Annotated in this window: 21 protein-coding genes and 1 tRNA gene; 8 read left to right on the top strand and 14 right to left on the bottom strand. The window is 72.6% G+C overall.

What is annotated here, in order from left to right:
- Positions 1-16: 16 nt before the first annotated feature.
- Positions 17-1,759: an immunity 49 family protein gene (locus OHS17_RS29940; protein WP_330315397.1), complete on the top strand. Its 1,743-nt coding sequence runs from the start codon at positions 17-19 to the stop codon at positions 1,757-1,759.
- A 148-nt stretch (positions 1,760-1,907) separates the two neighbouring features.
- Positions 1,908-2,255 (top strand): SRPBCC family protein, encoded by a 348-nt coding sequence (locus OHS17_RS29935; RefSeq protein ID WP_330315396.1) that lies wholly within the window; start codon positions 1,908-1,910, stop codon positions 2,253-2,255.
- A 14-nt stretch (positions 2,256-2,269) separates the two neighbouring features.
- On the opposite strand, the gene OHS17_RS29930 is transcribed toward OHS17_RS29935, so the two are convergent.
- From OHS17_RS29930 to OHS17_RS29920, 3 genes are all read right to left on the bottom strand, one after another.
- Positions 2,270-2,602, bottom strand: a complete 333-nt coding sequence (locus OHS17_RS29930) for an STAS domain-containing protein (RefSeq protein WP_330314675.1) — start codon at positions 2,600-2,602, stop codon at positions 2,270-2,272.
- A gap of 305 nt (positions 2,603-2,907) precedes the next feature.
- Positions 2,908-2,981, bottom strand: a tRNA-Pro gene (locus tag OHS17_RS29925).
- A 50-nt stretch (positions 2,982-3,031) separates the two neighbouring features.
- Entirely contained in the window at positions 3,032-5,665 is a 2,634-nt protein-coding gene (locus tag OHS17_RS29920) for an ATP-binding protein (protein ID WP_330314674.1), read from the bottom strand.
- Positions 5,666-5,775: 110 nt separating this feature from the next.
- Here OHS17_RS29920 and OHS17_RS29915 point away from each other — a divergent pair, with 110 nt between their 5' ends.
- Both OHS17_RS29915 and OHS17_RS29910 read left to right on the top strand, forming a co-directional pair.
- Complete coding sequence (locus tag OHS17_RS29915; RefSeq protein ID WP_330314673.1) at positions 5,776-6,270, top strand: DUF309 domain-containing protein; 495 nt, start codon at positions 5,776-5,778, stop codon at positions 6,268-6,270.
- 79 nt (positions 6,271-6,349) lie between these two features.
- Positions 6,350-6,760, top strand: coding sequence for a hypothetical protein (locus OHS17_RS29910; RefSeq protein ID WP_330314672.1), 411 nt, complete (start codon positions 6,350-6,352; stop codon positions 6,758-6,760).
- A 12-nt stretch (positions 6,761-6,772) separates the two neighbouring features.
- On the opposite strand, the gene OHS17_RS29905 is transcribed toward OHS17_RS29910, so the two are convergent.
- From OHS17_RS29905 to OHS17_RS29895, 3 genes are read right to left on the bottom strand one after another with little or no spacing between them, the layout of a single operon-like run.
- Positions 6,773-7,984 (bottom strand): NAD(P)/FAD-dependent oxidoreductase, encoded by a 1,212-nt coding sequence (locus OHS17_RS29905; RefSeq protein ID WP_330314671.1) that lies wholly within the window; start codon positions 7,982-7,984, stop codon positions 6,773-6,775.
- Positions 7,981-9,405, bottom strand: a complete 1,425-nt coding sequence (locus tag OHS17_RS29900; protein ID WP_330314670.1) for an NAD(P)/FAD-dependent oxidoreductase — start codon at positions 9,403-9,405, stop codon at positions 7,981-7,983. Before OHS17_RS29900 ends, OHS17_RS29905 begins: the two co-directional genes overlap by 4 nt.
- Positions 9,406-9,436: 31 nt before the next feature.
- The gene (locus tag OHS17_RS29895) at positions 9,437-10,870 is read right to left on the bottom strand and encodes an FGGY family carbohydrate kinase (RefSeq protein ID WP_330314669.1); all 1,434 of its coding nucleotides are present in this window, start codon (positions 10,868-10,870) and stop codon (positions 9,437-9,439) included.
- Positions 10,871-11,201: 331 nt separating this feature from the next.
- On the opposite strand from OHS17_RS29895, the gene OHS17_RS29890 reads away from it, so the two are divergent.
- Together OHS17_RS29890 and OHS17_RS29885 are read left to right on the top strand one after the other, a co-directional pair.
- On the top strand, positions 11,202-12,188 hold the full coding sequence (locus OHS17_RS29890; protein ID WP_330314668.1) for a hypothetical protein: 987 nt from the start codon (positions 11,202-11,204) through the stop codon (positions 12,186-12,188).
- A 50-nt stretch (positions 12,189-12,238) separates the two neighbouring features.
- A complete protein-coding gene (locus tag OHS17_RS29885) occupies positions 12,239-13,768 on the top strand; it encodes an amino acid permease (protein WP_330314667.1) in 1,530 nt (509 codons plus the stop codon).
- 70 nt (positions 13,769-13,838) lie between these two features.
- On the opposite strand, the gene OHS17_RS29880 is transcribed toward OHS17_RS29885, so the two are convergent.
- Genes OHS17_RS29880 through OHS17_RS29865 form a run of 4 tightly spaced genes read right to left on the bottom strand, consistent with a single transcriptional unit; the run spans position 13,839 to position 17,590 of the window.
- The gene (locus OHS17_RS29880) at positions 13,839-14,606 is read right to left on the bottom strand and encodes a sulfite exporter TauE/SafE family protein (protein ID WP_330314666.1); all 768 of its coding nucleotides are present in this window, start codon (positions 14,604-14,606) and stop codon (positions 13,839-13,841) included.
- Between the two features lie 37 nt (positions 14,607-14,643).
- The gene (locus tag OHS17_RS29875; protein ID WP_330314665.1) at positions 14,644-15,291 is read right to left on the bottom strand and encodes a LutC/YkgG family protein; all 648 of its coding nucleotides are present in this window, start codon (positions 15,289-15,291) and stop codon (positions 14,644-14,646) included.
- Positions 15,288-16,826 carry a LutB/LldF family L-lactate oxidation iron-sulfur protein gene (locus OHS17_RS29870; protein ID WP_330314664.1) on the bottom strand — a complete coding sequence of 513 codons (1,539 nt, stop codon included), beginning with the start codon at positions 16,824-16,826 and terminating at the stop codon, positions 15,288-15,290. Before OHS17_RS29870 ends, OHS17_RS29875 begins: the two co-directional genes overlap by 4 nt.
- Positions 16,823-17,590, bottom strand: a complete 768-nt coding sequence (locus OHS17_RS29865) for a (Fe-S)-binding protein (RefSeq protein WP_330314663.1) — start codon at positions 17,588-17,590, stop codon at positions 16,823-16,825. Before OHS17_RS29865 ends, OHS17_RS29870 begins: the two co-directional genes overlap by 4 nt.
- Positions 17,591-17,797: 207 nt before the next feature.
- On the opposite strand from OHS17_RS29865, the gene OHS17_RS29860 reads away from it, so the two are divergent.
- Positions 17,798-19,474: an L-lactate permease gene (locus tag OHS17_RS29860; protein WP_330314662.1), complete on the top strand. Its 1,677-nt coding sequence runs from the start codon at positions 17,798-17,800 to the stop codon at positions 19,472-19,474.
- Positions 19,475-19,492: 18 nt separating this feature from the next.
- Here the strand turns inward: OHS17_RS29860 and OHS17_RS29855 are convergent, their stop codons facing one another.
- The 4 genes from OHS17_RS29855 to OHS17_RS29840 form a co-directional block, all read right to left on the bottom strand.
- Positions 19,493-20,245, bottom strand: a complete 753-nt coding sequence (locus OHS17_RS29855; protein WP_330314661.1) for a FadR/GntR family transcriptional regulator — start codon at positions 20,243-20,245, stop codon at positions 19,493-19,495.
- A 92-nt stretch (positions 20,246-20,337) separates the two neighbouring features.
- Positions 20,338-21,381 (bottom strand): S66 family peptidase, encoded by a 1,044-nt coding sequence (locus OHS17_RS29850; RefSeq protein ID WP_330314660.1) that lies wholly within the window; start codon positions 21,379-21,381, stop codon positions 20,338-20,340.
- Between the two features lie 9 nt (positions 21,382-21,390).
- Entirely contained in the window at positions 21,391-21,810 is a 420-nt protein-coding gene (locus OHS17_RS29845; protein WP_330314659.1) for a nuclear transport factor 2 family protein, read from the bottom strand.
- A 32-nt stretch (positions 21,811-21,842) separates the two neighbouring features.
- The gene (locus OHS17_RS29840; protein ID WP_330314658.1) at positions 21,843-22,583 is read right to left on the bottom strand and encodes a class I SAM-dependent methyltransferase; all 741 of its coding nucleotides are present in this window, start codon (positions 22,581-22,583) and stop codon (positions 21,843-21,845) included.
- Between the two features lie 175 nt (positions 22,584-22,758).
- Here OHS17_RS29840 and OHS17_RS29835 point away from each other — a divergent pair, with 175 nt between their 5' ends.
- A complete protein-coding gene (locus OHS17_RS29835) occupies positions 22,759-23,685 on the top strand; it encodes a DUF2510 domain-containing protein (RefSeq protein ID WP_330314657.1) in 927 nt (308 codons plus the stop codon).
- Positions 23,686-23,782: the final 97 nt, after the last annotated feature.

The following is a 23,782-nucleotide window of genomic DNA, read 5'->3' as shown; positions in this document are numbered from 1 at the left end:
AATAGAGCGTCACCAGGTGGGCCAGGCAGCCGTATCGGCAGCGCGTACGGACTTCACGAACCGGATCGGGAGCCAGGTCCGGTCCATGTCGAAGGCGGACCGGATGACCACCTGCGACTGGAGGATGATCGCCGACGAGTTCCTCGACTACCTGGGCGCCCTCTCCGTGGAGACCCCGGATCTCGACACACCGGAGGCGAAGGCGGCCCTCAAGGACGCCTCGGAAGCCGCGGCCGGATCGGTCGCCTACGCCGCCTACCACCCGCACTGCAGCTTCCACGTGTTCCTGGAGTACGTGAACTTCGGCATGAGCTACGAACCGGGCGAGGACGCGCCGGAGGAGAGCGTCACCGCCCGGGACTGGATCGACGCGCTCTGCCTGGCCGTCCTCAGGGACAGGGCCCAATGGCACGGCGAGGCATTCCACTTCGCCCGGCAGAAGTTCGCGGCGGAGGCCCAGGGCACACCCGTGGGCGAACTCGTCACCGGGCTGACGGCCGTGGTCCTGGACGACACCGGCAACGAGGACGAATACCCACCGAGCACCCAGCAAAAGCTGGCCGCCGTCGACGCGGCCCTGGAGCGCGTCCGCGCCCGCGCCGCGGAGACCGGCCGGCCACTCCTCGATCAGCCGGACAGCGTGGCGCTCCACGCGTTGCGCACCCTGGTCGTCGAGGACCGGGACGCCTTCGACACCGCGCTCGCCGGTCTGCTGACGGGGCACGCCGCACGGCAGAGCCCTGCCGCTTCCCCGAGCACCCTGCTCCCGCTGGTCCCCCTCGCTCTCGCCGCGCTCGCGTACAGGACGCTGGGCTGGACACCTGCCGTCGCCTCGGACTACCTCCCTCACGCGCTGGTCACCGGCTTCGAGACCCGGGGCCCGAGGGTCGGGGGACTCGGCCGGGACCGGCGGCCGGACGCCGTCGCCGCGCTCGCCGCGGGTCCGCTGGTGGTGGAGCGGCCCGCCTGCGAGCGCGACGGACTTCCGCAGATCGAGGCCCTGTACGAGAAGAACCTCCGGAAGGCGTTCGCCGCCGACGACGACGGAGAAGGGCACGTTGCCGTCTGGCGTCTCGGCATGGCGATGAACGACCAGGAGCGCCTCTTCAAGTGGCGGGCGGGCAACCCCGGCCACGACACGGGCGCCCAGCTCGCCGCGGTCCGGCTGGCCTCCCGGCTGGGGGCGGCGCTGTTCCGCATCGCGATGGCGGAACCGGGCACCGACGTCGAGCTGGTCATCGACGGGCACACCGTCCGCTGTGCAGCCGAGCGGGGTGACAGGGCGAGTGCGGGCAACTGGCAGACGGCCGTCTCCCTCGCCCTGATCACCGGGGCACGGGAGGACCTCGCTCCGCTGGTCCTCACCGGCCCCGTCTTCGCGCAGCCGGACGGCTCCGCGTTCGCCGCGTACCGCAAGGCCCTCCACGCCTACTTGACGGGCGACGACCCCGAAACGGCCGCCCAGCCGGCGCTGCGGGAGGCGGAGAAGGCCAAGGACTGGGGCTTCCCCATGCCGCCCGCCGTGCTGCTCTCCCAACTCGTGGAGGGTGACGAGGAGAGCTTCAACCTCGCCCTGGCCGACGCGCTCGAAGCCCACCGGGCGCACCACCAGGTCGCCGACCGAGGCGACGACCCCGACGCCTCCGTCAACCTCGACGTGCTCGCCCTGGCCTGCCACGCCCGCCGTCGCGGGTGGGCGGTCCGCGTGGACAGCCCCTACCTGCCGCTGGACCTCCTGCGGACCGCCGAACCCTTCTAGGGCCTGTCGTCAAACTGGCGTCGTCCGCCCGGCAGACGGCAGTTTGACGACAGGCCCTGGCGGACTGCCCGCCGACCGGCGCGCTCCGGACTTCCGTGCGCATGCTGGGAGGGTGAGGAGAACGGTACGCGCTGTGGGTGCGGCGCCTGTGGAATCGGTGTGGAAGCGGTACGTCCGGACCGCCGCCTGGAGCTCGTGGGCCCCGCAGATCCGGGCCGTGGAGGCGGAGGCGGAGCTGCGGGCGGGCATGCGGGGGCGGGTGGTGCCCGTGGTGGGGCCGGGCGTCGACTTCGTCGTCGAGGCCGTCGACCATCGGGCCCGTACCTGGCAGTGGCGCGTCCGGGTGGGTCCCGTGCGGATGCGTCTGTGGCACGCCGTGCGGGCCCGTACGCCGTCCGGCACGGAGGCGGAGCTGCACCTCGACGGGCCCGCCCCGGTCGTGGTCGCGTACGCGCCGCTGGCCCGCCGTGCGTTGCGCCGTCTGGTACGGGACTGAGGCGGGCCGGGCGGTCAGGACCCGGCGGGTGTCGCGGTCAGCCGGTCGGGGCCGAAGGTGCCGGGGTTCATGTCGGCGGCGAGGAGCAGCAGGCGCAAGGGCTGGGGCTGAAGTCCGGTCACGGTGATCCTGCACTCCGGGGCGCCTTCCCGCGCCCGCGGCGGCAGCAGGAGGTGGAGGCCGGAGACGTCCATGAAGGGTGTGCCGCGCAGGTCCCACTGCACCTCGGTGACGTACGCCGGGAGTGCCGAGGCCGCCGCGCGCAGCGGGGTGAGGGTGTCGGAGTCGATGTCGCCGCACGGGGTGATGCGTGCGGATGTGCCGTGGATGGCGGTGGTGATGTCCATGGTGGGCGCGCCCCCTTCCGGGGGTTGTTGAGCCCAAGGGCGAAGCACCCCCGTGGGGGGCTACGACGATGGCAGGGGGCCGGATGCCCGGGACGGGGGCAACGCCCGGCTCCCCGAAAGACCGTCACCCGTGGCGGGGCCGACGGTCGGTCTCGTGTCAGCCCACCGTCGCACACTTACGTCCCGTCCTGCGAGTCCCCCCGGGGGCCTCCTACGAGAGAGACTGCCCGCCCAGTCCCCGAGAACGATCGAAGGCCGGTCTCGGAAAATTCCGAAACCGGCCTCTGACCTGCGACTCCTATGAGTCGGGACGACAGGATTTGAACCTGCGACCCCTTGACCCCCAGTCAAGTGCGCTACCAAGCTGCGCCACGTCCCGCTGCCGTTCACCCGGTCCGGCCGGGTGGTGGCTGCAGGGAAAACATTACCTCACTCGGTGGACCGGATCGACGCGCGTGCCTGCTCGGCGCGGGCGGCCAGTCCTTCCGCCCCGCAGGCGGTGGCCAGTTTGTGCGCGCGGGCCAGTTCGCGGGGCGAGCGGGTGGCGATGCCGTAGTCGACCAGGGCCTGGGCGAACTCGTAACCGGAGGGTGACGCCTCCAGATGGCGGACCGCCTCGCCGAGGAGGTGCACGGACTCCTCCGGGCGCGCGAAGAGGGCCACGCAGCGCAGGGCCTCGCCGATCGCGGTCTCCGTGCCGAAGCGCTCCGCGTGGACCCGGGCCGTGTTGGCGAGCTGGGCGGCGCGGCCTGGGTCGTCGTCGGCGAGGGCACGGGCCAGGTCGCCGGCCCAGGGGCCCCAGATGCCGTTGAACCTGCCGCGCGGTTCCAGCGAGCGCCCGGCCGCCTCCAGCTCGGTCACCGCTTCCTTCGTACGGCCTTCGGCCAGCAGCAGGCGGCCCCGGACGCACGGCGCGTCCGGCAGCACCATGGCGCTCGGGTACGGCAGACCGAAGTCGTAGTGGTCGGCGACCTTGCGGGCCTCGGGGACCCGGCCCCGGGCGAGCAGGGTGTCGATGAGCAGGCAGGCCGCGTCCCAGTGGACGGGGAGCCCGCTGCCGACGCGGTCCGCGAGGCGCAGTCCCTCGCGCAGGAAGCCCTCCGCCTCGGCGAGGCGGCCCCGGCGGCGGTGGACCAGGCCGAGCAGGGTGTGCGCGAAGGCCAGGTGGGCGCCACTCCAGCCGGAGATCTCGAAGGCCCGGACCGCCTCACCGAACAGCTCCTCGGCGCGGTCGAGCCGGTCCGTGAAGGCGTAGGTGATCCCGACCATGGCGGGGAGCTCGAAGCCCCACTCCGAGTCGGTCCAGCCGAGTCCGCGTGCGGGGTGGCCGTTCACCAGGGCGCGCTCGCAGAAGTCGACGATGACCTCGGCGTTCTCGCCGCGCAGCATGGCGTCGAAGGCGCGGAGCGTGAGCAGGGCGCGTTCGGCGTTGTCCCGGCCCTTGAGGTGGTCGGCGTTGGCGGCGAGCCGGCGCGAGCGGCCGGGGCCGTCCTCCTCGGTGGCCTGCATGCCCTCCCAGAGGAAGTGGGCGGCCTGGAGCCGCATCAGACCGGGTCCCGGTGCCGTGCGCTCGGCCTCGGCCGCGAGGGCCAGGGCCGCCTCCTTGAGCTGGTTGTTGTGGGACAGCGCGGCGGCGAGCCGGAACGTGGCGTCCACCCGCAGATCGTCCACGAGGCCCGGCATGTCCAGGGCGGCGCGCAGGTGCTGCACGGTGGTGGCCGGGGAGCTGAGCAGCGTCGCGCAGCCCAGCTCGTACAGCAGAGTGGCGCGTACGTCGTGGCGCGGCGGCTCTTCGAGCGCGCGTTCCAGGCAGCGCCGGGCGGCCTCGGGGGCGCCGACGGCGAGGTGCTGGTTCGCGGCGGCCCGCAGCTGTGCGACGAGTTCCTGGTCGTCGTCCGGGTGGACTTCGAGCAGGTGGCGGGAGGCCGCGGCGGGGCCGAGCCCGGCGTTGGTGATGGCCCAGGCGGCCCGGCCGTGCATCGCGGTGCGGGTGGCGGGCGGGATGGAGCGGTAGACGGCCGAGGCGATCAGCGGGTGCACGAACTCCAGCGGGTCGAAGCCGGTGACGATACGGGCCTCGCGCAGCCGGGCCGTGCAGTCCGCGGCCTCGGCGGAGCTCATCCCGGCCAGGGACGCGGCGACGTCCTGGGAGATGTCGGTGCCGAGGACGGCGGCCGCCCAGGCGAACCGGTTGGCGTTGGTGCCGAGCCGTTCGAGGCGGGCAACGAGGCCGCTGCCCCGGGCGGAGGCGCCGAGTTCGCGCAGGAGCCCGGCGGACTCCTCCAGTGGGGCCAGCTCCTTGTCCTGGACCTTGGCGACGAGCTCGACCGCCTCGTAGGGATTGCCGCCGGTGACGGCCCAGACCTCACGACAGAACGGGTCGTCGGCGTGCTCGCCGAGGGTGGCGCGGACCAGTTCGGCGGTGGCGTCCGGGGTGAGGGCACGCAGGGCGACGCGGATCTGCGCGGGGTGGCCGTCGGCCGCGTTGCGCGCGGCCTCGCGGGCGGCCAGCTCCTCCGGGCGGTGGGCCTGGACGACGAGCACGCGCAGGTCGCCGAGGCGGGCGGTGAACGAGGAGAGCCAGGCCAGGGATTCGCCGTCCGCCCAGTGGGCGTCGTCGATGATGAGGAGCAGCGGACGGTGGCTGAGCCGGGAGGCGAGCCGCTTCACGACGTAGTCGAGGCCGTCGCGGACACCCTGCGGATCGGGCTGCGGGCCGGAGGGCTCGGCGAGCCCCAGGGCCGGGGCGGCGCTGTCGAACCAGGGGCCGAACAGGGCCCGTACTTCGTCGGGCGGGAACTGGCCCAGGGCCGGCTGGAGCAGCTGCCGTACGACGTGGAACGGCACCGAGGTGACCGTCTCACCGCCGCGTGCCGACCAGATGGTGCACCGGTCCGCCGCCATGGCCCGGATCTCGTCCAGGAGCGCGGTCTTGCCGATGCCTGCCTCGCCGCTGTAGATCAGCAGCCCGCCGGTGGCCTGTGCCCCGCAGAGCGAGTCGATGGCTTGTGCGGCAGTGGCGAGTTCCGGTTCGCGCTCATAAAGCGGCCGGGACGGCTTCATGCCTACCCTCCCCCAAAGTGGTGACCATGGTGGTCGAGCCTAGTCGCGCGCGGGGTCCCACGGACAGTGGTTCGGACAGTTCACCGCAGGTGCGGGGCACAATCGGGGGCGTGAACGAGACACGCAGGGACCGGGATTCCGAGGGACGGGCGCACAACGCGCGCCCCCGTGACGGGCTGGGGCGCCCGCTGCCGTACGGGACGCCGGGGGTGGAACGCCAGCCGGAGGGCGTCGAACGCACCGCCGGTGAGACCGTCCGGGAGGCGCAGCGGCTACTGGACGCGGGCATGCCGTTCCACGCGCACGAGGTCTTCGAGGACGCCTGGAAGTCTGGCCCGGAGTCGGAGCGGGACTTGTGGCGCGGGCTCGCCCAGCTGGCCGTGGGCCTGACCCATGCCGCCCGGGGCAACGCGACCGGCGGGGCGCGGCTGCTGCGACGCGGCGCGGCGGCGCTGGAGGCGTACGGCACGGGCGAGGCGCACGGGATGGGGCTCGGGGAGCTCACCGGCTGGGCGCGGGGGCTGGCGACGCGGGTGGAGCGTACGGGCGCGGGGCCGGTGGACGCGGCGGCGGAGGCACCGAGGCTGCGGGCGGAACAACCGTGAACCACAACTCGGCCTGGTTTCGACGGTGTTGTTTGACAACGGCGAACAGGCCGGGGTGGAACCATTACGATCCCGCGTCATGAGCACTTCTGACCAGGACCGAGCCGTGGACGCCCCGATAGCCGAGGACACCGCCGAGACCACCGCCGAGGACCCGGCCGAGGACGTCACGGACGACCTCTCGGACGACGTCGAGGGCGGTCTCGCGGAGGAGGGTGAGGACACCGGCGAGCGCCGGCTGACCCCGCGCCAGGCGAGACGGCTGCGCATCGTGCTCTCCTCGGTCGGCATGGTGGCGATGGCGGTGGTGCTCGGGCTGCGGCTCGCGAGCCGCGCCTCCGTCCTGGTGGTCGGGGTGTACGGGCTGGCGCTGATCCTCTGCGGGATCGTGATCGAGCTGAGCCGGAACGGCCGCACCCGGCTCGGAAGCTGGCTGCTGGCCGTCGGGCTGGTCGCGGCGATCGGCGCGGACTGGCTGCTGATTCCCTGAGCGGTACGGGGGTCAGGCGATCCGGAGGTGCACCGTGCCGCCGTCGGGCTCGACGCGTCGCAGCCAGTAGGCGGTGAGGGTGAAGGAGCGGCCCGGCGCGACGGACCGCGCCAGGCGTCTACGGTGCAGCAGCGCCCCGTCCTGGCTGACGACGAGCAGCGGTGCGGTCAGCCGTCGGCCCGTCCGCAGCAGGAGCCGGCGCCCGCCGGGCCCGGTGACGTTGGGGGCGGCCCATTCCAGCGGTGCGGCGACGGCGAGGGGCGCCCCGCCCGTCGGCCAGCTGCCGGTGTCCAGGTGGGCCAGCACGGGTCCGGTGACGGCCCGGCCCTCGCGGGCGGCGGTGGCCGCGCTCTCCCCGCCGTGCAGGAGGTTCCCGACGGCGAAGACCCCAGGCTGTCCGGTGCGGTACGCGGGGTCGTGCGCGGGTCCCCTGGTCCCGGGGTCCATCGGGAGGCCGCCGCGCCGGGCGAGTTCGTGGTCGGGGATCCAGTCGGCGGTGAAGACCACGGTGTCGCAGGCCAGGGTGGCGGTCCGCCCGTCCGCGTGGCGCACGCGAACGCCGGTGAGACGGGGGCGGCCGGTCAGGGCGGTGACGGTGGTGCGGGTGAGCAGGGGTGCGCCGCCGGACGGGCGTACGGCCGCGAAGGGGCGGGGCGGGTGCTCCGTGACGCGGGCGACGAGGCGGACCCCGGCGGTGCGCAGGGTGTCGGCGGCGGCGAGGCTGACCGGTTCGTCGCCGACGACCACGGCGCGGGTGCCGATGGGCTGGTGGTGCAGGTGGACGGACTGCTGGAGTTCGCCGGTGGTGTAGACGCCATCGGGGCGGGTGCCGGGGACGAGCCGGGCGGCGCGGGAGCGTTCGCGGGCGCCGGTGGCGAGGACGACGGCCCGGGCGGTGATGCGTTCCAGGCCGCCGGGGCCGGTGGCGTCGAGGGTACGGGGCCCGGCCCAGCCGGTGACCGTGATGCCGGTGCGGAGCGTGGCGCCGGCCGTGCGGGCGTCAGCAGCGCAGCGCAGGGCGTACGCGGGACCGGTGAGATCGCCGCTCGCGCGCGTACCGAATCCGCCGTGGGCGCAGTGCCTGGGGGCGCCGCCCGGCTCCTGGTCGCGCTCCAGCACCTCGACGCGCGGCACCCCGGCGGCGGCGAGACCGGCCGCCGCCGCGAGGCCGGCCGGTCCGGCGCCGACGATCAGTACGTCGACCGGGCGTTCGCGGCGGCTCATGGGCGGGCCTCCTCGATCCGGGCGCGGAGCGCGGCCCCGCAGTGGAAGCCCTGGCAGCGTCCGTTGCCGGCCCGGGTCCTGCGGGCGAGCCCCGCGGCCGAGCGCGGCGGGAGCACCGAGGCGAGAGCGTCGCGGATCTCGCCCTCCGTGACGCGCTCGCAGTGGCAGACGACCGTGCCGTACGCGGGATCGCGCGCGATCAGACCGGCGTCGAGGTAGGGGCGCTCGGAGGTCTCACCGAGACCGGGCAGGGTGAGGGGGGCCGGTTCGGCGGGCTCCCCCGGGTCGAGTCCGGCGCCGGGGAGCAGGGAGACGACGTACTCGGCGATCGCCATGGAGGCGGTGAGTCCGGTGGAGCGGATGCCGCCGACGGTGATGAGGGCCAGGTCCGGGTGGGCCGTGATCCGGTAGTCCTCCTGGCCGGTGGCGGCGCGCAGGCCCGCGTAGACGGCGGTGACCTCTTCGTCGAGCAGCCGGGGCAGGACGCGGCGGCCCTTATCCCGCAGCAGGGCGAGCCCTTCGGCGGTGGACTCGGTGGCGTCCTTGTCGTCCAGGTCCTCGGCGGTGGGGCCGAGCAGGACGTTGCCGAAGACGGTCGGCGCGACCAGGACGCCCTTGCCGGCGGCGGTGGGGACGGGCAGCAGGATGTGGTGGACCAGGTCGCGGGCGAGCTTGTCGAAGACGATGAGCTGGCCCCGGCGGGGGCGCACGGTGAAGGTGTCGAGGCCCAGCAGCCGGTCGATCGCGTCGGCGTGCAGCCCGGCGGCGTTGATCAGCAGGCGGGTGCGCAGGGTGCCCCGGGCGGTGGTGAGGGTGTGCAGGCCCCCGGCGTACGCGATGTCCTGGACGGGGCAGTCGAAGTGGAGGTGGACCCCGGCCAGGACGGCTTCGGTGGCGTAGGCGAGCGGGGTGGTCCAGGGGCAGATGACGGCTTCGTCGGGGATCTCCAGGGCGCCGAGCGCGCCGGGCCCGAGGTGCGGTTCGCGGGCGGCGGTCTCCTCGGCGTCCAGCAGCCGGGCCGCGTGGTAGCCGTTGCGTTCGGCCTTGGCCAGCAGGGCGGGCAGGGCGTCGAGTTGTTCCCGGTCCCAGGCGACGAGGAGGGCGCCGACGCGCTCGACGGGGATGCCGGTGCGGGCGGCGTACGCGGAGAGCAGGCGCTGCCCCTCCCGGACGAGGCGGGCCTCCAGGGTGCCGGGGGCGGCGTCGAAACCGGTGTGCAGGATGGCGGTATTGGCCTTGGAGGTGCCGTTGGCGATGTCGTCCGTGGCCTCGACGAGGGCGGTGCGCAGGGGGTGGCGGGCCAGTGCGCGGGCGATGGCGGTGCCGACGACTCCGGCGCCGATGACCGTGACGTCGTAGGGCGGTTCGTCGGGGAGCGGGTCCGCGGCGCGGGTGACGGTGGGCCGTGTCGCGGCTACCACGTCGTCGGGCCTGTCCGATGGGCCTTCGCGCTCACGCCCGCTCCAGCAGCCCGCGCACCGCGGTCCGGAACGTGTCGAGGCGTTCGGCCGCCTCGTCCGGGCCGATGCGGGGTTCGTAGACCGCGGCCGGTTTCCAGTCGGGGACGGCCCGGGCGAGCGGGAGCGTGGGGTCGGCGCCCATGCGGGCCACCGCGCCGACGCCGAGCGCGGTGACGTCGGGGAGCGCGGACACCTCGACCGGGCGTTGCAGCAGGTCGGCCTGGGTCTGCATGAGGAGGGCGGAGCGGGTGAGGCCGCCGTCGACGCGCAGGACGGACAGGGGGGTGCCCCGGTCGGCGGTGACCGCGGCGGCCAGCTCCACCACCTGGGCGGCGATCCCCTCGCACAGGGCGCGCACCAGGTGCCCGGCCGAGGTGTCGAGGCCGAGCCCGGTGACCGAGCCGCGCAGGTCGCTCCGCCACCAGGGGGCGGCGAGGCCGGCGAGTGCGGGGACGAAGGTGACGCCGCCGGTGTCGGGGACGGTGGCCCCGACCGGGTCGAGATCGGCGGCGCCCGCGATCACCCCGAGGTCCGTGAGCCAGCGCACCGCGGAGGCCGCCGTGTAGACCTGGCCGTCCAGGCAGTAGCTGGTGCGCCCGCCGAGCCGCCAGGCCACGCAGCTGACCAGTCCGCCGGTGCTGCGGCGCGGTGCGGTACCGGTCCCGGCGAGGAGGAACGCGCCGGTCCCGTAGGTGCACTTGGCGACGGACGGGTCCAGGGCGCTCTGGGCGAGCAGGGCCGCCTGCTGGTCGACCAGGAGCCCGGTGAGCGGGAGTTCGCCGCCGAAGACCCCCGTCGTACCGAAGGATCCGGCGGCGTCGGTCACGGTCGGCAGCCGCTCGTCGCCGAGGCCGTACGCGTCCAGCGCGGCCGGTGACCAGGCGACGCGGTCCAGGTCGAGGAGCTGGGTGCGTCCGGCGGTGGCGGCGTCCGTGACGAAGGCGCCGGTGAGCTGGTGGACGAGCCACGCGTCGCTGGTGGTGACGACGCCCTCGCGGGTCAGTTCGCGGCGGATCCAGGCCATCTTCGGCGCGGCGAAGTACGGGTCGAGAGGGAGTCCGGTGAGGTGGTGCAGTTCGTCGCCGCGGGGCGCGAGTTCCGCGCAGACGTCGGCGGCGCGGCGGTCCTGCCAGACGATGGCCTCGGTGAGCGGCCGCCCGGTGTCCGGGTCCCAGGCGAGGACCGTCTCGCCCTGGTTGGCGAGCCCCACGGCGTCGACGGTGCCGCCCGATTCGGCCAGCGCCTGCCGGCCTGCCGCGACGACCGAGGCGAGCAATGCGGCCGGGTCCGTCTCGACGGCACCACCGGGACCGTAGCGGGGCCGTACGGGGGCGGAACCGGACCCGGTCACGCCGCGCTCGGGACAGATCACCAGCGCTTTCGTTCCCGATGTGCCCTGGTCGATTGCCAGCACCGGGCCTGTCATCGGTTCTCCAGCGGTACGCGAGCCCGAGGGCTCGAACGGAATCGTGATCTTCGATCGCGGCCACCCAGAGTGGTGCAGCCCAGCGGTTACGTCAAGCACGCGCCGGCCGTCTGTCCGGAACCGTTCGAAGGGGGCAGGGAGGTGCCAACACGAGTAACCAGTAAGCGACTTGGGTGGAATCAATGATTCGTTCGAGAGTTCCGCGCAAAGGGCTCTACACTCACCGCCGAGCAGCAACCGGAAGCCCAAAAGCGGTTCGTTCTTCAACTGTTTCTCCGCCGCAATAATCCCTGAGGATCGATGAATTCAGCACCCCGTCCCGAGCGCGTCCATGGCCAACGGTGAATTCCGGCCGGTTTACCATCCGGCCGGCCACGACAAGGAACTCCGAGCGGCGTTACAGGACTTACGCACCGGCCGCTGGATCGCCATGCGCGACCTGCTGGCGGGCACCCCGGACTGGGCCCGGTGGACCCAGCGCACCCAGGTCCTCGGCGCGGTCGCGGCGGGGACGGACGCGATACGGACCTGGCTGACCGAGGAGCCGGAGAGCGTCGCGGGGGCCGTGATGCGCGCCCGGGTCGCCGTGGAGCGCGCGGTACGGGCCAACCGCTCGGGCCACCCCAGCGGCCGGGAGCTCTGGCAGGAGGCGTGGGAGGCGTGCCGTGCGGCGGCGCACGCCGCACCGGCCGACCCGGTGCCCTGGGTGTGCCTGCTGGCCCTGTCCCAGCTGGACGACGACCAGCGCCTAGCCGAGCACCGGCTCCCGCCGCCCGGGCCCATGCTGTTCCCCGGCCCGTGGGGGCTGCTGGCGGAGGCCGACCGGCGGGACCCGCACAACCGCGAGGCGTACCACCGGATGCTCCAGTTCGTGTACGCGCGCAGGGCGGGCGGCACGCTCTCCGAGGCGGTGAACTTCGTTCAGTGGGCGTCGTCCACGGCGCCCGAGGGCTCGGCCCTCCATGCGCTCCCGCTGTACGTCCGGGTCGAGCGCTACCGCCGCGAGCACGACCACGACAAGGCCCTCGACCTGCACTGGGTCACCGAGGACGCCGAGCGCGAGGCGGTGCGCGCGCTGGACGTCTGGTACCGCCGCTCCCCCGCCGCCGGCCGCACCCTGCCCGACCTCAACCACCTGGCGCACGCCCTGTGGGGGGCGCTCCGGTTCGCCGACGCGGCCGAGGTGTTCCGCGAGCTGGGCCCGTACTTCACCTCGCTGCCCTGGGCCTGCCGCTCCCGTACGCCCGACGATCCCGGCGGTGCCGAGGAGGTCTTCGTGCGGGCGAGGGCCCGTGCGCTGGCGGCGGACCCCGGCTGAGCACCCGCCCCCTTTTCCGAGTTGCCCATCCACCCCCCAGGAGGTCCTCCATGTCCGTGTCCACCTCGCCCCGCAAGGGTGCCGGGACCAGTGCGCCGAAGGACGAGGAGCAACGGCTCCGTGAGCTCGGCTACCAACCGGTCCTGGCCCGCCGCATGGGCGGGTTCGGCAACTTCGCCATCAGCTTCTCCGTCATCTCGATCCTGTCGGGGTGCATGACCCTGTACGGCTTCGGCATGTCGACGGGGGGGCCGGCCGTGATGCTGTGGGGCTGGGCCGGGGTCGGCCTGTTCGTGCTGTGCGTCGGCATGGCGCTGGCCGAGGTGACGAGCGCGTATCCGACGTCGGGGGCGCTGTACTACATGGCGGACCGGCTGGGCGGCCGTAAGTGGGGCTGGTACACCGGCTGGCTCAATCTGCTCGGGCTGCTCGGCGCCATCGCGGGCATCGACTACGGCGCCGCGCTGTTCACGGGCGCGCTGATGAACCTCCAGTGGGGCTTCACGCCCACCCCGGGCAAGACGATGATCATCTTCGTCTGCATCCTGCTGCTGCACGCCGTCCTCAACCTGTTCGGGGTGCGGCTGGTCAGCATCCTCAACTCGATCAGCGTGTGGTGGCACCTGGCGGGTGTCGCGGTGATCGTCTCCGTACTGGCGATCGTGCCCTCGCACCACCAGTCGCCCTCGTTCGTCTTCACCGAGTTCGTCAACGACACCGGCTGGCACAACCCCTTGTACGTGGCGGCGATCGGACTGCTGCTCGCGCAGTACACGTTCTGCGGCTACGACGCCTCGGCCCACCTGTCGGAGGAGACCTCGAACGCCTCGGTGTCGGCGGCGCGCGGCATCGTCCGGGCGATCTGGGTGTCGTGGGTGGCCGGTTTCGTCCTGCTGGCCGGGCTCACCTTCGCCATCCAGGACTACGCGGGTACGCAGAACAGCGACACCGGTGTGCCGCCCGCGCAGATCCTGATCGACGCGCTGGGCACCTCGGGCGCCACGGCGATGCTGCTGATCGTGATCGCGGCGCAGCTGTTCTGCGGCAACGCCGAGGTCGCCGCCGCCAGCCGGATGGTGTTCGCGTTCAGCCGGGACAACGCGCTGCCCGGCTCCTCGCTCTGGCGGAAGGTGAGCGCGCGGACGCAGACACCGGTTCCGGCGGTGTGGCTTTCGGTCATCGTCGCCGGGGTGCTGGCCCTGCCGTCGCTGTACTCGGAGACCGCGTACGGCGCGGTGACCGCGATCAACGTCATCGGGATCACGCCCGCTTACGCGATCCCGATCTTCCTGAAGCTGCGCGCCGGGAGCCGCTTCCAGCGCGGGCCGTGGCACCTGGGCCGCTGGTCGAAGCCGGTCGGCTGGATCGCGGTGGTGTGGGTGGCGATCGTGACGGTGCTGTTCCTGCTGCCGCAGTCGTCCCCGGTGACCATCGACTCGATGAACTACGCGTCGATCGCCCTGGTCGCGGTGCTGGTCCTGGCCACGGTGTGGTGGTTCGTCGCGCGGCGCTCGTACGGCACGCCCTCGGCGTACGGGAACGCGCGCGAGCAGGCGGAGATCGAGGAGGGCATCATCTGACCGGCCCCGCCGCCCTACGCGAGACGGCCCCCGCGGACGCGTGTCCGCGGGGGCCGTCGGCGTAACGCGTTCAGACCAGGAGGAGCTGGAGGCCGCCGACGACGGTGGCGGCCAGGACGATGCGTTCGAAGAGCCGCTGGTTGATGCGGTCGACGCATTTCCGGCCGATCCAGGCGCCGGGCAGGACGAACACCAGCAGGCAGGCGTCCAGCAGCAGGGAGCGCCCGTCGATCAGTCCGAGGCCCACGCTGAACGGCACCTTCGAGGTGTTGACGATCAGGAAGAACCACGCCGAGGTGCCCAGGAAGCCCAGTTTCCGGAATCCGGCCGAGAGCAGATAGAGCGACATCACCGGGCCGCCCGCGTTGGCGACCATGGTCGTGAAACCGCCGAGCACCCCGTACGAACGCGCCTTGAGCCGTTCACCGGCGGTCGGCGGTCCATCGTCGGCGCCGGGCTCGGCGACGGTCTCCGCCGTGCGGCGGCGCCAGACGGTGACGCCGGCCATGAAGACCAGGATCGCGCCGATCGAGGTCCGCACGGTGGCGTCGTCGGCCCACATCATGAACAGCGTTCCCGCCACCACGCCGGCCGCGACGGCCGGGAAGAGCCGCAGCAGGGTCGGCCAGTGCGCGTGGCGCCGGTAGACGAGGACGGCGAGCACATCGCCGGCGATCAGGATCGGGAGCAGTACCCCGGTGGATTCGCGGGCGGGGAGCACCGCCGCGAAAACCGCGAGGCTGATCGTGTTGGCGCCGCTGACGGCCGTCTTGGAGAAGCCGACAAGTGCGGACGCCGCGGCCAGTGCCGCCAGTTGCCAGAGGGTAAGTGTGTCCATGCCAGGCAGAGAGCGTAATCCCGCCCGGCATGAGCACCTAAACGTCTGTGCGAATCACGACCGCGAGGGTGCGCGGGCCGTGGACGCCCTCGACCCGCTCCAGCTCGATGTCGGAGGTGGCCGAGGGCCCGCTGATCAGCGTGGTCGGGCGCTCCGGCACCAGCCGGGCCACCGCCTCCGGCACACCCACCTCCACGGTCGACAGGTCGACCACGCACACATGAAGGTCGGGCACGAGGGACAGCGCCCGTCGCCCCTGGTCGGGCGAGCCGTCCAGGAAGATGGTGCCGGTCTCGGCGCAGCTGACGGCGGACGCGGTGACGACCCCGTCGAGGGCGTCCAGGCGCGGCGCCGGAATGTCCGCGGAGTCCTGCCGGACCTCGCCCTTGTACGCGGCCAGCCACCCGGTGTCGAGTCCCGGGGGCACACCGATGCGCGCGGCTCCCCGCTCCCGCAGCACCTCGGCGATCACCTCGGCGGTCCGGTCGGCGGTGCACGGGTGGACCTGCGCCTTGTAGTCGACCAGCCGGTCGGTGAAGAGGGCGAGGCGTTCCTCGTCGGGGAGGGTGCGCCCGGTGCGGTAGACGCGCGGGCCGGGGGTCTCCCCGGCGGGTGTCTCACGGGCGGGCGCGAGGGCGAGCGCGTCCCGGACGCGGCCGAGCACGGTCTCACGGGCGGTCGTCATGCGCCGTCCTCCTGCTGCTGGTTGCGGGTGTGTTCGGCGGACGCCTCGCGCATGGCGGCCGCGCCCTCGGCCGAGGCCAGCCAGGCACGGAAGGTCTGCTTCGGCGGGGCGGGGGTGTCGCGGCTGTCGCTCCAGCCGTTGAGCGGGGGCGGCAGCGCAGGGAGCTTCCCGTCCCGGGCCAGGACCCGGCCGAGCCGAGCGGCCTTCTGCGCGGCGGTGTACACCTTGGGCCGGCCCATGACCGCACCGGCCGCCTTCATGGCGAGCTTCTCTGCGGTGGTGCCGGACTGCTCGGTGTGCTGGTGGCGCAGTTCGACCAGCAGCGAGGGGATGTCGATCTTGACGGGGCAGGCGTCGAAGCAGGCCCCGCAGAGACTGGAGGCGTACGGCAGCGAGCTGTTGGGGTCGTCCTTGGCGGCGTCCATCCCGGCGAGCTGCGGAGTGAGGACGGCCCCGATCGGTCCGGGATAGGTCGAACCGTAGGCGTGGCCCCCGGCCCGTTCGTACACCGGGCAGACGTTGAGGCAGGCCGAGCAGCGGATGCAGTTCAGCGCCTCGCGGCCGATGCGGTCGGCGAGGGCTGCGGTCCTGCCGTTGTCGAGGAGGACCAGGTGGAAGGTCTGCGGTCCGTCCCCGGGGGTGACGCCGGTCCACATCGAGGTGTACGGGTTCATCCGTTCGCCCGTGGAGGAGCGCGGCAGGAGCTGGAGGAAGACCTCCAGGTCCTGGTAGCGCGGGAGGATCTTCTCGATGCCCATGACGGTGATGAGCGTGTCGGGGAGGGTCAGGCACATCCGGCCGTTGCCCTCGGACTCCACGACGGAGAGGGTGCCGGTCTCGGCGATCCCGAAGTTGGCCCCGGAGACGGCCACCTTGGTGGTCATGAACTTCTCGCGCAGGTAGGCGCGGGCGGCGGCGGCCAGGTGGGCGGGGACGTTGTCCAGGGCCGGGTCGACGCCGGGGATCTCGTTGAGGAAGATCTCCCGGATCTCGTCCCGGTTGCGGTGGATCGCGGGGACGAGGATGTGCGAAGGCTTGTCGTGGGCGAGCTGGACGATGAGTTCGGCGAGGTCGGTCTCGTGCGCGGCGATGCCGAGGGATTCGAGGTGTTCGTTGAGGCCGATCTCCTGGGTGGCCATCGACTTGACCTTGATGACCTCGTCGCTGCCCGTCTCCTGGACCAGCCGGGCGACGATCTCGTTGGCCTCGACTCCGTCGCGCGCCCAGTGCACGGTGCCGCCGCGTGCGGTGACGTTGCGTTCCAGCTCCTCCAGGAGTTCGGGGAGCCGGTTCATGGTGTCGGTCTTGATGGCCGACCCGGCGTCGCGCAGCTCCTCCCAGTCGGGCAGTTCGCCGGTGGCATGGAGGCGTTTGGCCCGGATGGTGTGGGTGGCCCGGCCGAGGTTGCGGCGCAGCTGCTCGTTGCCCAGCTCGTCGTGGGCGGCGGCGGGGAACTTGCGGTCGCCGCGCAGGTTTCCCGTGCCGTACGGGGAGCGGGGCGGGGTCGCGGGCATGCCGAGAAACGTCGCGCTCATCGGGCGGCCTCCGTCAGGACGTGCGGCGAGGTGCGGGTGGCGGACAGGATCTGGGCGAGGTGCAGGGTCCGCGTCCCGGCCTTGATGCGGGAGAGCCCGCCGCCGATGTGCATCAGGCAGGAGGAGTCACCGGCGGTGCACACATCGGCTCCGGTCGCGGTGACGTGGCGCATCTTGTCCTGGAGCATGGCCGTCGAGGTGTCGGCGTTCTTCACGGCGAAGGTGCCGCCGAACCCGCAGCAGGAGTCGGCCTCGCCCAGCTCGACCAGGTCGATCGCGTCGACGGCGCGCAGCAGCCGCAGCGGTTTGTCGCCGACCCTGAGCATGCGCAGCGAGTGGCAGGTGGGGTGGTACGTGACCCGGTGCGGGAAGTACGCGCCGACATCGGTCACGCCCAGCACATCCACCAGGAGTTCGGACAGCTCGTACGTCTTCGCCTTGACGGTGGCGACGCCCGCGCGCAGCGCCGCGTCCCCGTACCGCTCGGCGACGATCTCGTGCTGGTGGCGGACCGATCCGGCGCAGGAGCCCGACGGCATGACGACGGCGTCGATGGAGGCGTCGCCGAACTGGGCGGCGAAGTTGCGGACCAGCGGGACGGGCTCGCGCTGGTAGCCGGTGTTGACGTGCATCTGGCCGCAGCAGGTCTGGCCCGGCGGGAACACCACGTCGTGACCCAGGCGGGCCAGCAGCACCGCGGTGGATTTCACCGCCTCGGGGAAGAGCGTGTCTCCCAGACAGGTGGCGAAGAGTCCGATACGCATGGAACCTCCCCGATCGCAAGTTATGGTCCGACCATACTACCCTCCGGCCGTCTCCGGCGGGGTGCAGGCGCATCCGGGGAGCACCCGAAGAGCCTCTGGAGCGCGAAGTGACCTGGCCAGCATTTGGTCTGACCTTATTGACATACGACATCTCCGGTGTCCTACTGATCGCTGAATCAGCTGCGTCACTCAGCGAGGAGTAATTCCGTGGCTTCCGCACCACCCGCCACCGTGCCGGCTTCGTACGCGCCGGACGTCCACGCCATCGGGGGCAGCCTCCTGGCGACCGCGCTGGTGAGCCTGATCCCTCTGGCCGTGTTCTTCGTGCTCCTGATGGCGGCCAAGCGCTCGGCGCTGGTGTCCGCGCTGGGTTCGGTCCTCACAGCGCTGCTCGTCGCGGTGACCGGCTTCGGGATGCCGGTCGGACTGGGGCTGCTCTCGGCGTCCCAGGGACTGGTCTTCGGCCTCTTCCCGGTGATGCTGATCGTCGTCGCGGCCATCTGGTTCTACGAACTCACGGTCGTCAGCGGCCGGTTCGAGGATCTGCGCCGTTCGTTCAGCGCCGTCGGCCGGGGCGACCTGCGGGTACAGGCGATGCTCATCGCGTTCTGCTTCGGCGGTCTGCTGGAGGCGCTGGCCGGCTTCGGCGCGCCCGTCGCCATCACGGCCGTGATGCTGCTGGCCCTCGGCCTGCCCCCGGTCAAGGCAGCGGTCACGGTGCTCCTCGCCAACACCGCGCCGGTCGCGTTCGGCGCCATGGCCATCCCCGTCACCACCGCGGGCAACCTCACCGGCATTCCCCCCGAGGACATCGCCTCGGTCATCGGCCGCCAGTCGCCCCTGCTCGCGATTTTCGTACCGCTGCTGCTTCTGTTCGTCGTGGACGGCACGCGCGGCATCCGTCAGCTGTGGCCGATCGCGCTGGTCACCGGTGGCGTCTTCGCCCTGACCCAGTTCTGGTGCGCCAACCACTTCGCGTACGAGCTGACCGATGTGGTCGCCTCGCTCGTCGGGTTCGGCGTCGCCGTGCTGATGCTGCGGTTCTGGAAGCCGCGGACGCCGGACGACCAGCGCTCCCAGGTGGAGAACGAGCCGCTCACCCGGCACCGGGTCACCTATGCCGTCCTCCCGTACATCCTGGTGATCGCGATCTTCGGGATCGCCAAGCTGCACGTGGGCGGTCTTGACATGCCCGAGGTGCTGGGCCACGCCAACCTGAAGATCGAGTGGCCGGGCCTCTACGGCGAGCTGATGACCACCGGCGGTACGCCCTCGTCCAGCGCGGTGTACACCCTGGAGGTGCTGGGCAATCCGGGCACCCTGCTGATCATCTCCGGCATTCTGGTCACGCTGGTCTACCGCTTCGCCAAGGACCGCGACGTCTATCCGATGACCGCCGGCACGGCGCTCTCGGCGGCGGGCCGGACGCTGAAGAACATGCGGACCGCCATCGCGACGGTCGCCACCGTGCTCGCGCTGAGCTACGTGATGAACCAGTCCGGTCAGACCGTTGCCATCGGCACCTGGCTGGCGACGGCGGGCGGCCTGTTCGCCCTGCTCTCGCCGGTGCTGGGCTGGCTCGGCACCGCCGTGACCGGCTCCGACACCTCGGCCAACGCGCTGTTCGCCAACCTCCAGCAGACGGCCGGGCAGACCGCCGGGATCGACCCGACCCTGCTCGTCGCCGCGAACACCTCCGGCGGAGTGGTCGCCAAGCTGGTGAGCCCGCAGAACCTGACGATCGCCGCCACCGCGGTCGCGATGCCGGGCTCGGAACGCATCCTGCTGCGCAAGGTCGCCGGATACAGCGTGGCCATGCTGGCCGTCCTCTGCGTGCTGGTCTACCTCCAGTCCACGGCCGCGCTCTCCTGGATGCTGCCGTAGGACCGTGCGGCGGGGGTGCTACTCCGCGCCCTCGCCGCCGGAGCCGGTCCGGTCCTCGTCCACCAGCGTGCCGTGGAAGCCGCGGATGTGACGCTCGGCCAGGTCGGCCGCCGCCTCGCCGTCACCGGTACGCACCAGCCTCAGCATCTCCGTGTGCTCGGCGTTGAGCCGGGCCTGGGTGGCGGGCCAGTCGTCCACCTCTTCGAGGGCCCGCAGGATGAGGGGCCGTACGGACTCCCGTACCGCGGCGGTCAGTGTGGAGGTCAGCGCGTTGCCCGAACCGCTCGCCACCTTGACGTGGAACTCCGTGTCGAGTTCGTTGAACTCCTCCGGCCCGATGCCCTCCCGCGCCATCCGGGCCACCACCGCGCCCGCCCCGTCCAGGTCCTCGTCGGACGCGTGCTCCGCGGCGGCCGCGAAGCTGGAGCGCTCCAGGGCGACCCGGGCCTCCATCACGTCGTGCAGGCTGTAGCTGCCGAGGGCGAAGTGCAGGCGCAGCAGCCGGCCGAGCGCGTCGTCCGGGTTGCGCACGATACGGGCGCCGGAGTCGTGGCCCCGGCCGGGCTGCGCGACCAGCACGCCGATCGTCTCGAGCACCCGCAGCGCCTCCCGGAGCGCGGAGCGGCTCACCCCGAACACGGGGGCCAGCTCGCGCTCCGGCGGCAGCCGGTCCCCGGCCCTCAGCTTCCCGGCGAAGACCTGCTCCTCGATGCTCTGGAGCACGAGTTCATGGGTCCGGGCCTGCCGTACGGGCTGCCACTCGACAGGCATCCGCTTCTCCACTCCCCGTTCGGGCGTATGCGTACATCACGACTATGTCACACACGCCATGTGGTCGGACCACAAACGGGGCGCCGGCCCGCTCAGTAGGTGACGGTGATGCGCCGGGCCACACCGTCCACCCGGATGGTGCCGCCGAACGGGATGATGACCTGCGGGTCCGTGTGACCGCAGTCGACGTCGAAGACGGCCATCGTGTCGGGGGCGTACTCCGCGAGGGCGCGCAGCACCGCCTCCCGCTGCTCGCGGCAGTACGCCGCCCCGGCTTCCGCGTCGAGCGGCCGGTCGAAGGACCAGTTCTTGGCGCGCGCCATCAGCAGGGCGGGGAAACGCCGCAGCAGGCCCCGCTCCCCCATGTTGCGCAGGATGCGGTACACCTCGTCGGCGCTGGGCAGTTCCTCGGAGGTTTCGAGGAACAGCACCCGGCCCTCGTAATCCTCCGGGGGCAGGATCTCCCGGTCGGCCATCAGCATCCAGGCCAGGATCTCCAGGTTGCCGCCCCAGCTTGCCCCCTCGACCACCCGGTCGGCGTGGTGCCAGGTCCAGCCATCGGCGGGGAGCAGTTCGGGCTCCTGCTCGAAGGTGTGCGGGTCCCTCCAGTCCCGGTTGGTGCTGCCGGTCTCCTTCGCGGGCGCCAGCTCGTACGCACCGTGGGTGAAGAGTGCGGCCCGCAGGGACTCGGCCGTCTGCGGGTGCAGCGCGCCGGGGCGGCCGAACTCGACCATGACGGTGCCGCCGTGGTAGCCGACGATGCCGAGGTTGTCGAGGAACACCAGCAGGTTGGTGTTGTCGCTGTAGCCGAAGAACGGTTTGGGGTTGGCGCGCAGCAGTGCGCGGTCCAGGTGGGGCAGCACGGTGATCTGGTCGTCGCCGCCGATGCTGGCTATGACGGCCTTGATCTCCGGGTCGGCGAACGCCGCGTGGAGGTCGGCGGCGCGTTCCTGCGGGGTGGAGCCCATCTTCCGGGTGCAGGGATACTCCACCGGCTCCAGGCCGAAGTCCTCGCGAAGCCTGCGCAGACCCAACTCGTAGGGCAGCGGCAGGATTCCGGGCAGACCGGAGGCCGGTGAGAGCACGGCGACGCGGTCGCCGGGACGGGGCTTGGAGGGATAGCGCGAAGGTGTCATCGGGTGAGCCTATGCAGCGCCGCCGGGGCTGTCCGCCGGATATCCGGCGGCGGCCCGGTCGGGACCGGCCGGGGTGCCCTGGTGGAAGTACAGCCGCCACCGCTCACCGGTCCTGCGCCACAGCGAACTGCGCCTGAACAGCAGGCCGTTGCGCTCGGTGACGTACGTCAGGTGGACCAGATCCGGGGCGAGCAGGGTGCCGGAGAGCTCGGAGACGACCGGGGCGGGGTCGTCGTCCTCGACGGCGGAGGTGACGGCGAGGATCGAGGCGCGGTCGTAACGTCGCCCGGAGGCGCCGAATTCGGCGAACTCCGGGTCGAGCAGTTCCGTCACCGCCTCGGGCGACGCCCGTACCGCCGGGTCGAGCAGTCGCAGTTCGCCCGCCATGGCGGCCCGTACGGCCCGCCCTTCCTCGTCGCTGAGCTTCATACGGACCGACCTTACGTCGGCGGGGCGCGCGGTCAGGCCAGGACCAGCAGGTCCATCCAGCTCACGGCGGGCCGGTCCGGCTCCTGCTCCGCCGCCGTACGCAGGCGGCGCATCCCGCGCTCGAACTCGTCGTCGCCGAGGCCGCGCAGCTTCGCGTCGGTGTCCCGCCTGATCCGGTCGGCGAACGCGGCGAGGCTCGGCGCGCTCTCCTGCGGCACCGCGTGCAGCGCGACGCGGGTGAAGCCGGCCCCGGCAAAGGCGGCGCACGTCCGCTCCACCGTCGGGTAGCCGTCCACGATGCGTTCGGCGCCGGGGAAGAAGCGGACCCGCAGGTCCCGTGCGCACCGGCCGGGGAAGGAGTTGCGGATGAGCACGGGGGCGCCGGGCTTCAGGGCTCTGCGCAACTCCCGGGCGGCTGCGGCCAGATCGCCGATGTGGTGGACGACCGAGCCCAGCCAGGCCGCGTCCGCGCAGCCGTCCGGCACCGGCAGCGCCTCGGCCCGCCCGTCCAGCGCCTCGATCAGCCCGTTTTGGGGGATCAGCGCCCGCATGGCGGCGGCCGGTTCCACGGCCAGGACCCGGACGCCGAACCAGTCGGCGAAGGCGGAGGCGAAGGAGCCGGTGCCCGCGCCCACGTCCAGGACGGTGGCGCCCGGTGCGAGTTCCACCTCGGCGGCGACGGCGGCGCGCCAGGCGGTGAGCCCGTCGCGCGGGATCTCCCGGGCGAGGCGGTAGTCCTCGGCGAAACGACGGTCGGGGGCGGTCGCTTCCATGGGGCCCTCACTTCTGGGCGCGGTCGGGCGGGTCCACCGCGCCTCGTCGGCGGATGCTAGCGACACCCCCTCCACATGTCTAGACCAAGGAAGGCGGCAGCTGCGGGCGGTGGACCGACGGGGTTCCCCCACCCGGTTCATAGGATTCTCAGGCAGTCCGGTTAACGTGTCGGGCGTGACCCAGACGAGCCCGCCCGGCTGGCATCCAGACCCCGGGTATTCAGGATTTGGCCCCCGCCACGAGCGCTGGTGGGACGGCACCCAGTGGACCGACCATCTGCGCGTACCGCCGGCGGCCGTCCGCAGTAGGCGCATACGCATCGGGGCGGGCATCACCGCCGCCGTGGTGGTGCTGGCCGCCATCGGGGGTGGCGTCTATCTACTGACGGACGACTCGGACGGCAAGAGCGACACCGCTGCCACCACCCCCTCCGCCTCCCCATCGCCCGGACCCGACCGGCAGCGCGGCGGCGGCCCGGGCGGCAGCGGCGGCAACGGTGACGAGCGCGGCAACGGCGGCTCCGGTGACGGCGGCGACAACCAGTCGCCGGAGCAGGGCCAGCCGCAGATCGAGGACGGTTACGCGACGGACCTGGCCAGCGGCATCAGCATCCCGGTCCCCGACGGCTGGAAGGGCGAGTCGGGTATGGGCGCCGGGGTGACCACCGGGTCCTACGCCTGCCCCGGTGACACCGAGCAGAAGTGCGTGCGCGGCGGGGTGTTCTCCGCCCCGGCCGAGGCGCTGAAGCTGACCACCAAGACGGCGCAGGCCACCGCCGAGAAGGACATCGAGACCAACGCCAACGAGTCCTACGGTGAGAAGATCTACGGCGGCATCACCTCGCACGAGGAGCTGAAGTCCGAGGCGGTCACGGTGGCCGGGCAGCAGGGCTACCGGGTGCGCTGGAAGGTGGTGACGAAGAACGGCGACGACGGCTACGTCGAGTCGCTGGCCTTCCCGTCCCCGCTGGCCAAGGACATGCTGGTGGTGATCCGCTCCGGCTTCGACATCAACACCAAGGCGCCTTCGCTGTCCGTCCTGGACACGATCACGAAGGGCATCAAGGCGGCGTCGGGCGGGGGCTCCGGCACCAACGCCTGAAGGTCCGGCGGGCGCGCCGCACGGTCCGGGTGAGTATCCGGGCCGTGCGGTCTGAGTACGTACCCCGATCCCGGGCCGGGGCGCCGCCGCTGAAATG

This window comes from Streptomyces sp. NBC_00523 (assembly GCF_036346615.1).
Taxonomy (GTDB): domain Bacteria; phylum Actinomycetota; class Actinomycetes; order Streptomycetales; family Streptomycetaceae; genus Streptomyces.
Note: the sequence above shows the minus strand (reverse complement) of the source record. Positions and strands in the feature narration are given on the sequence as shown.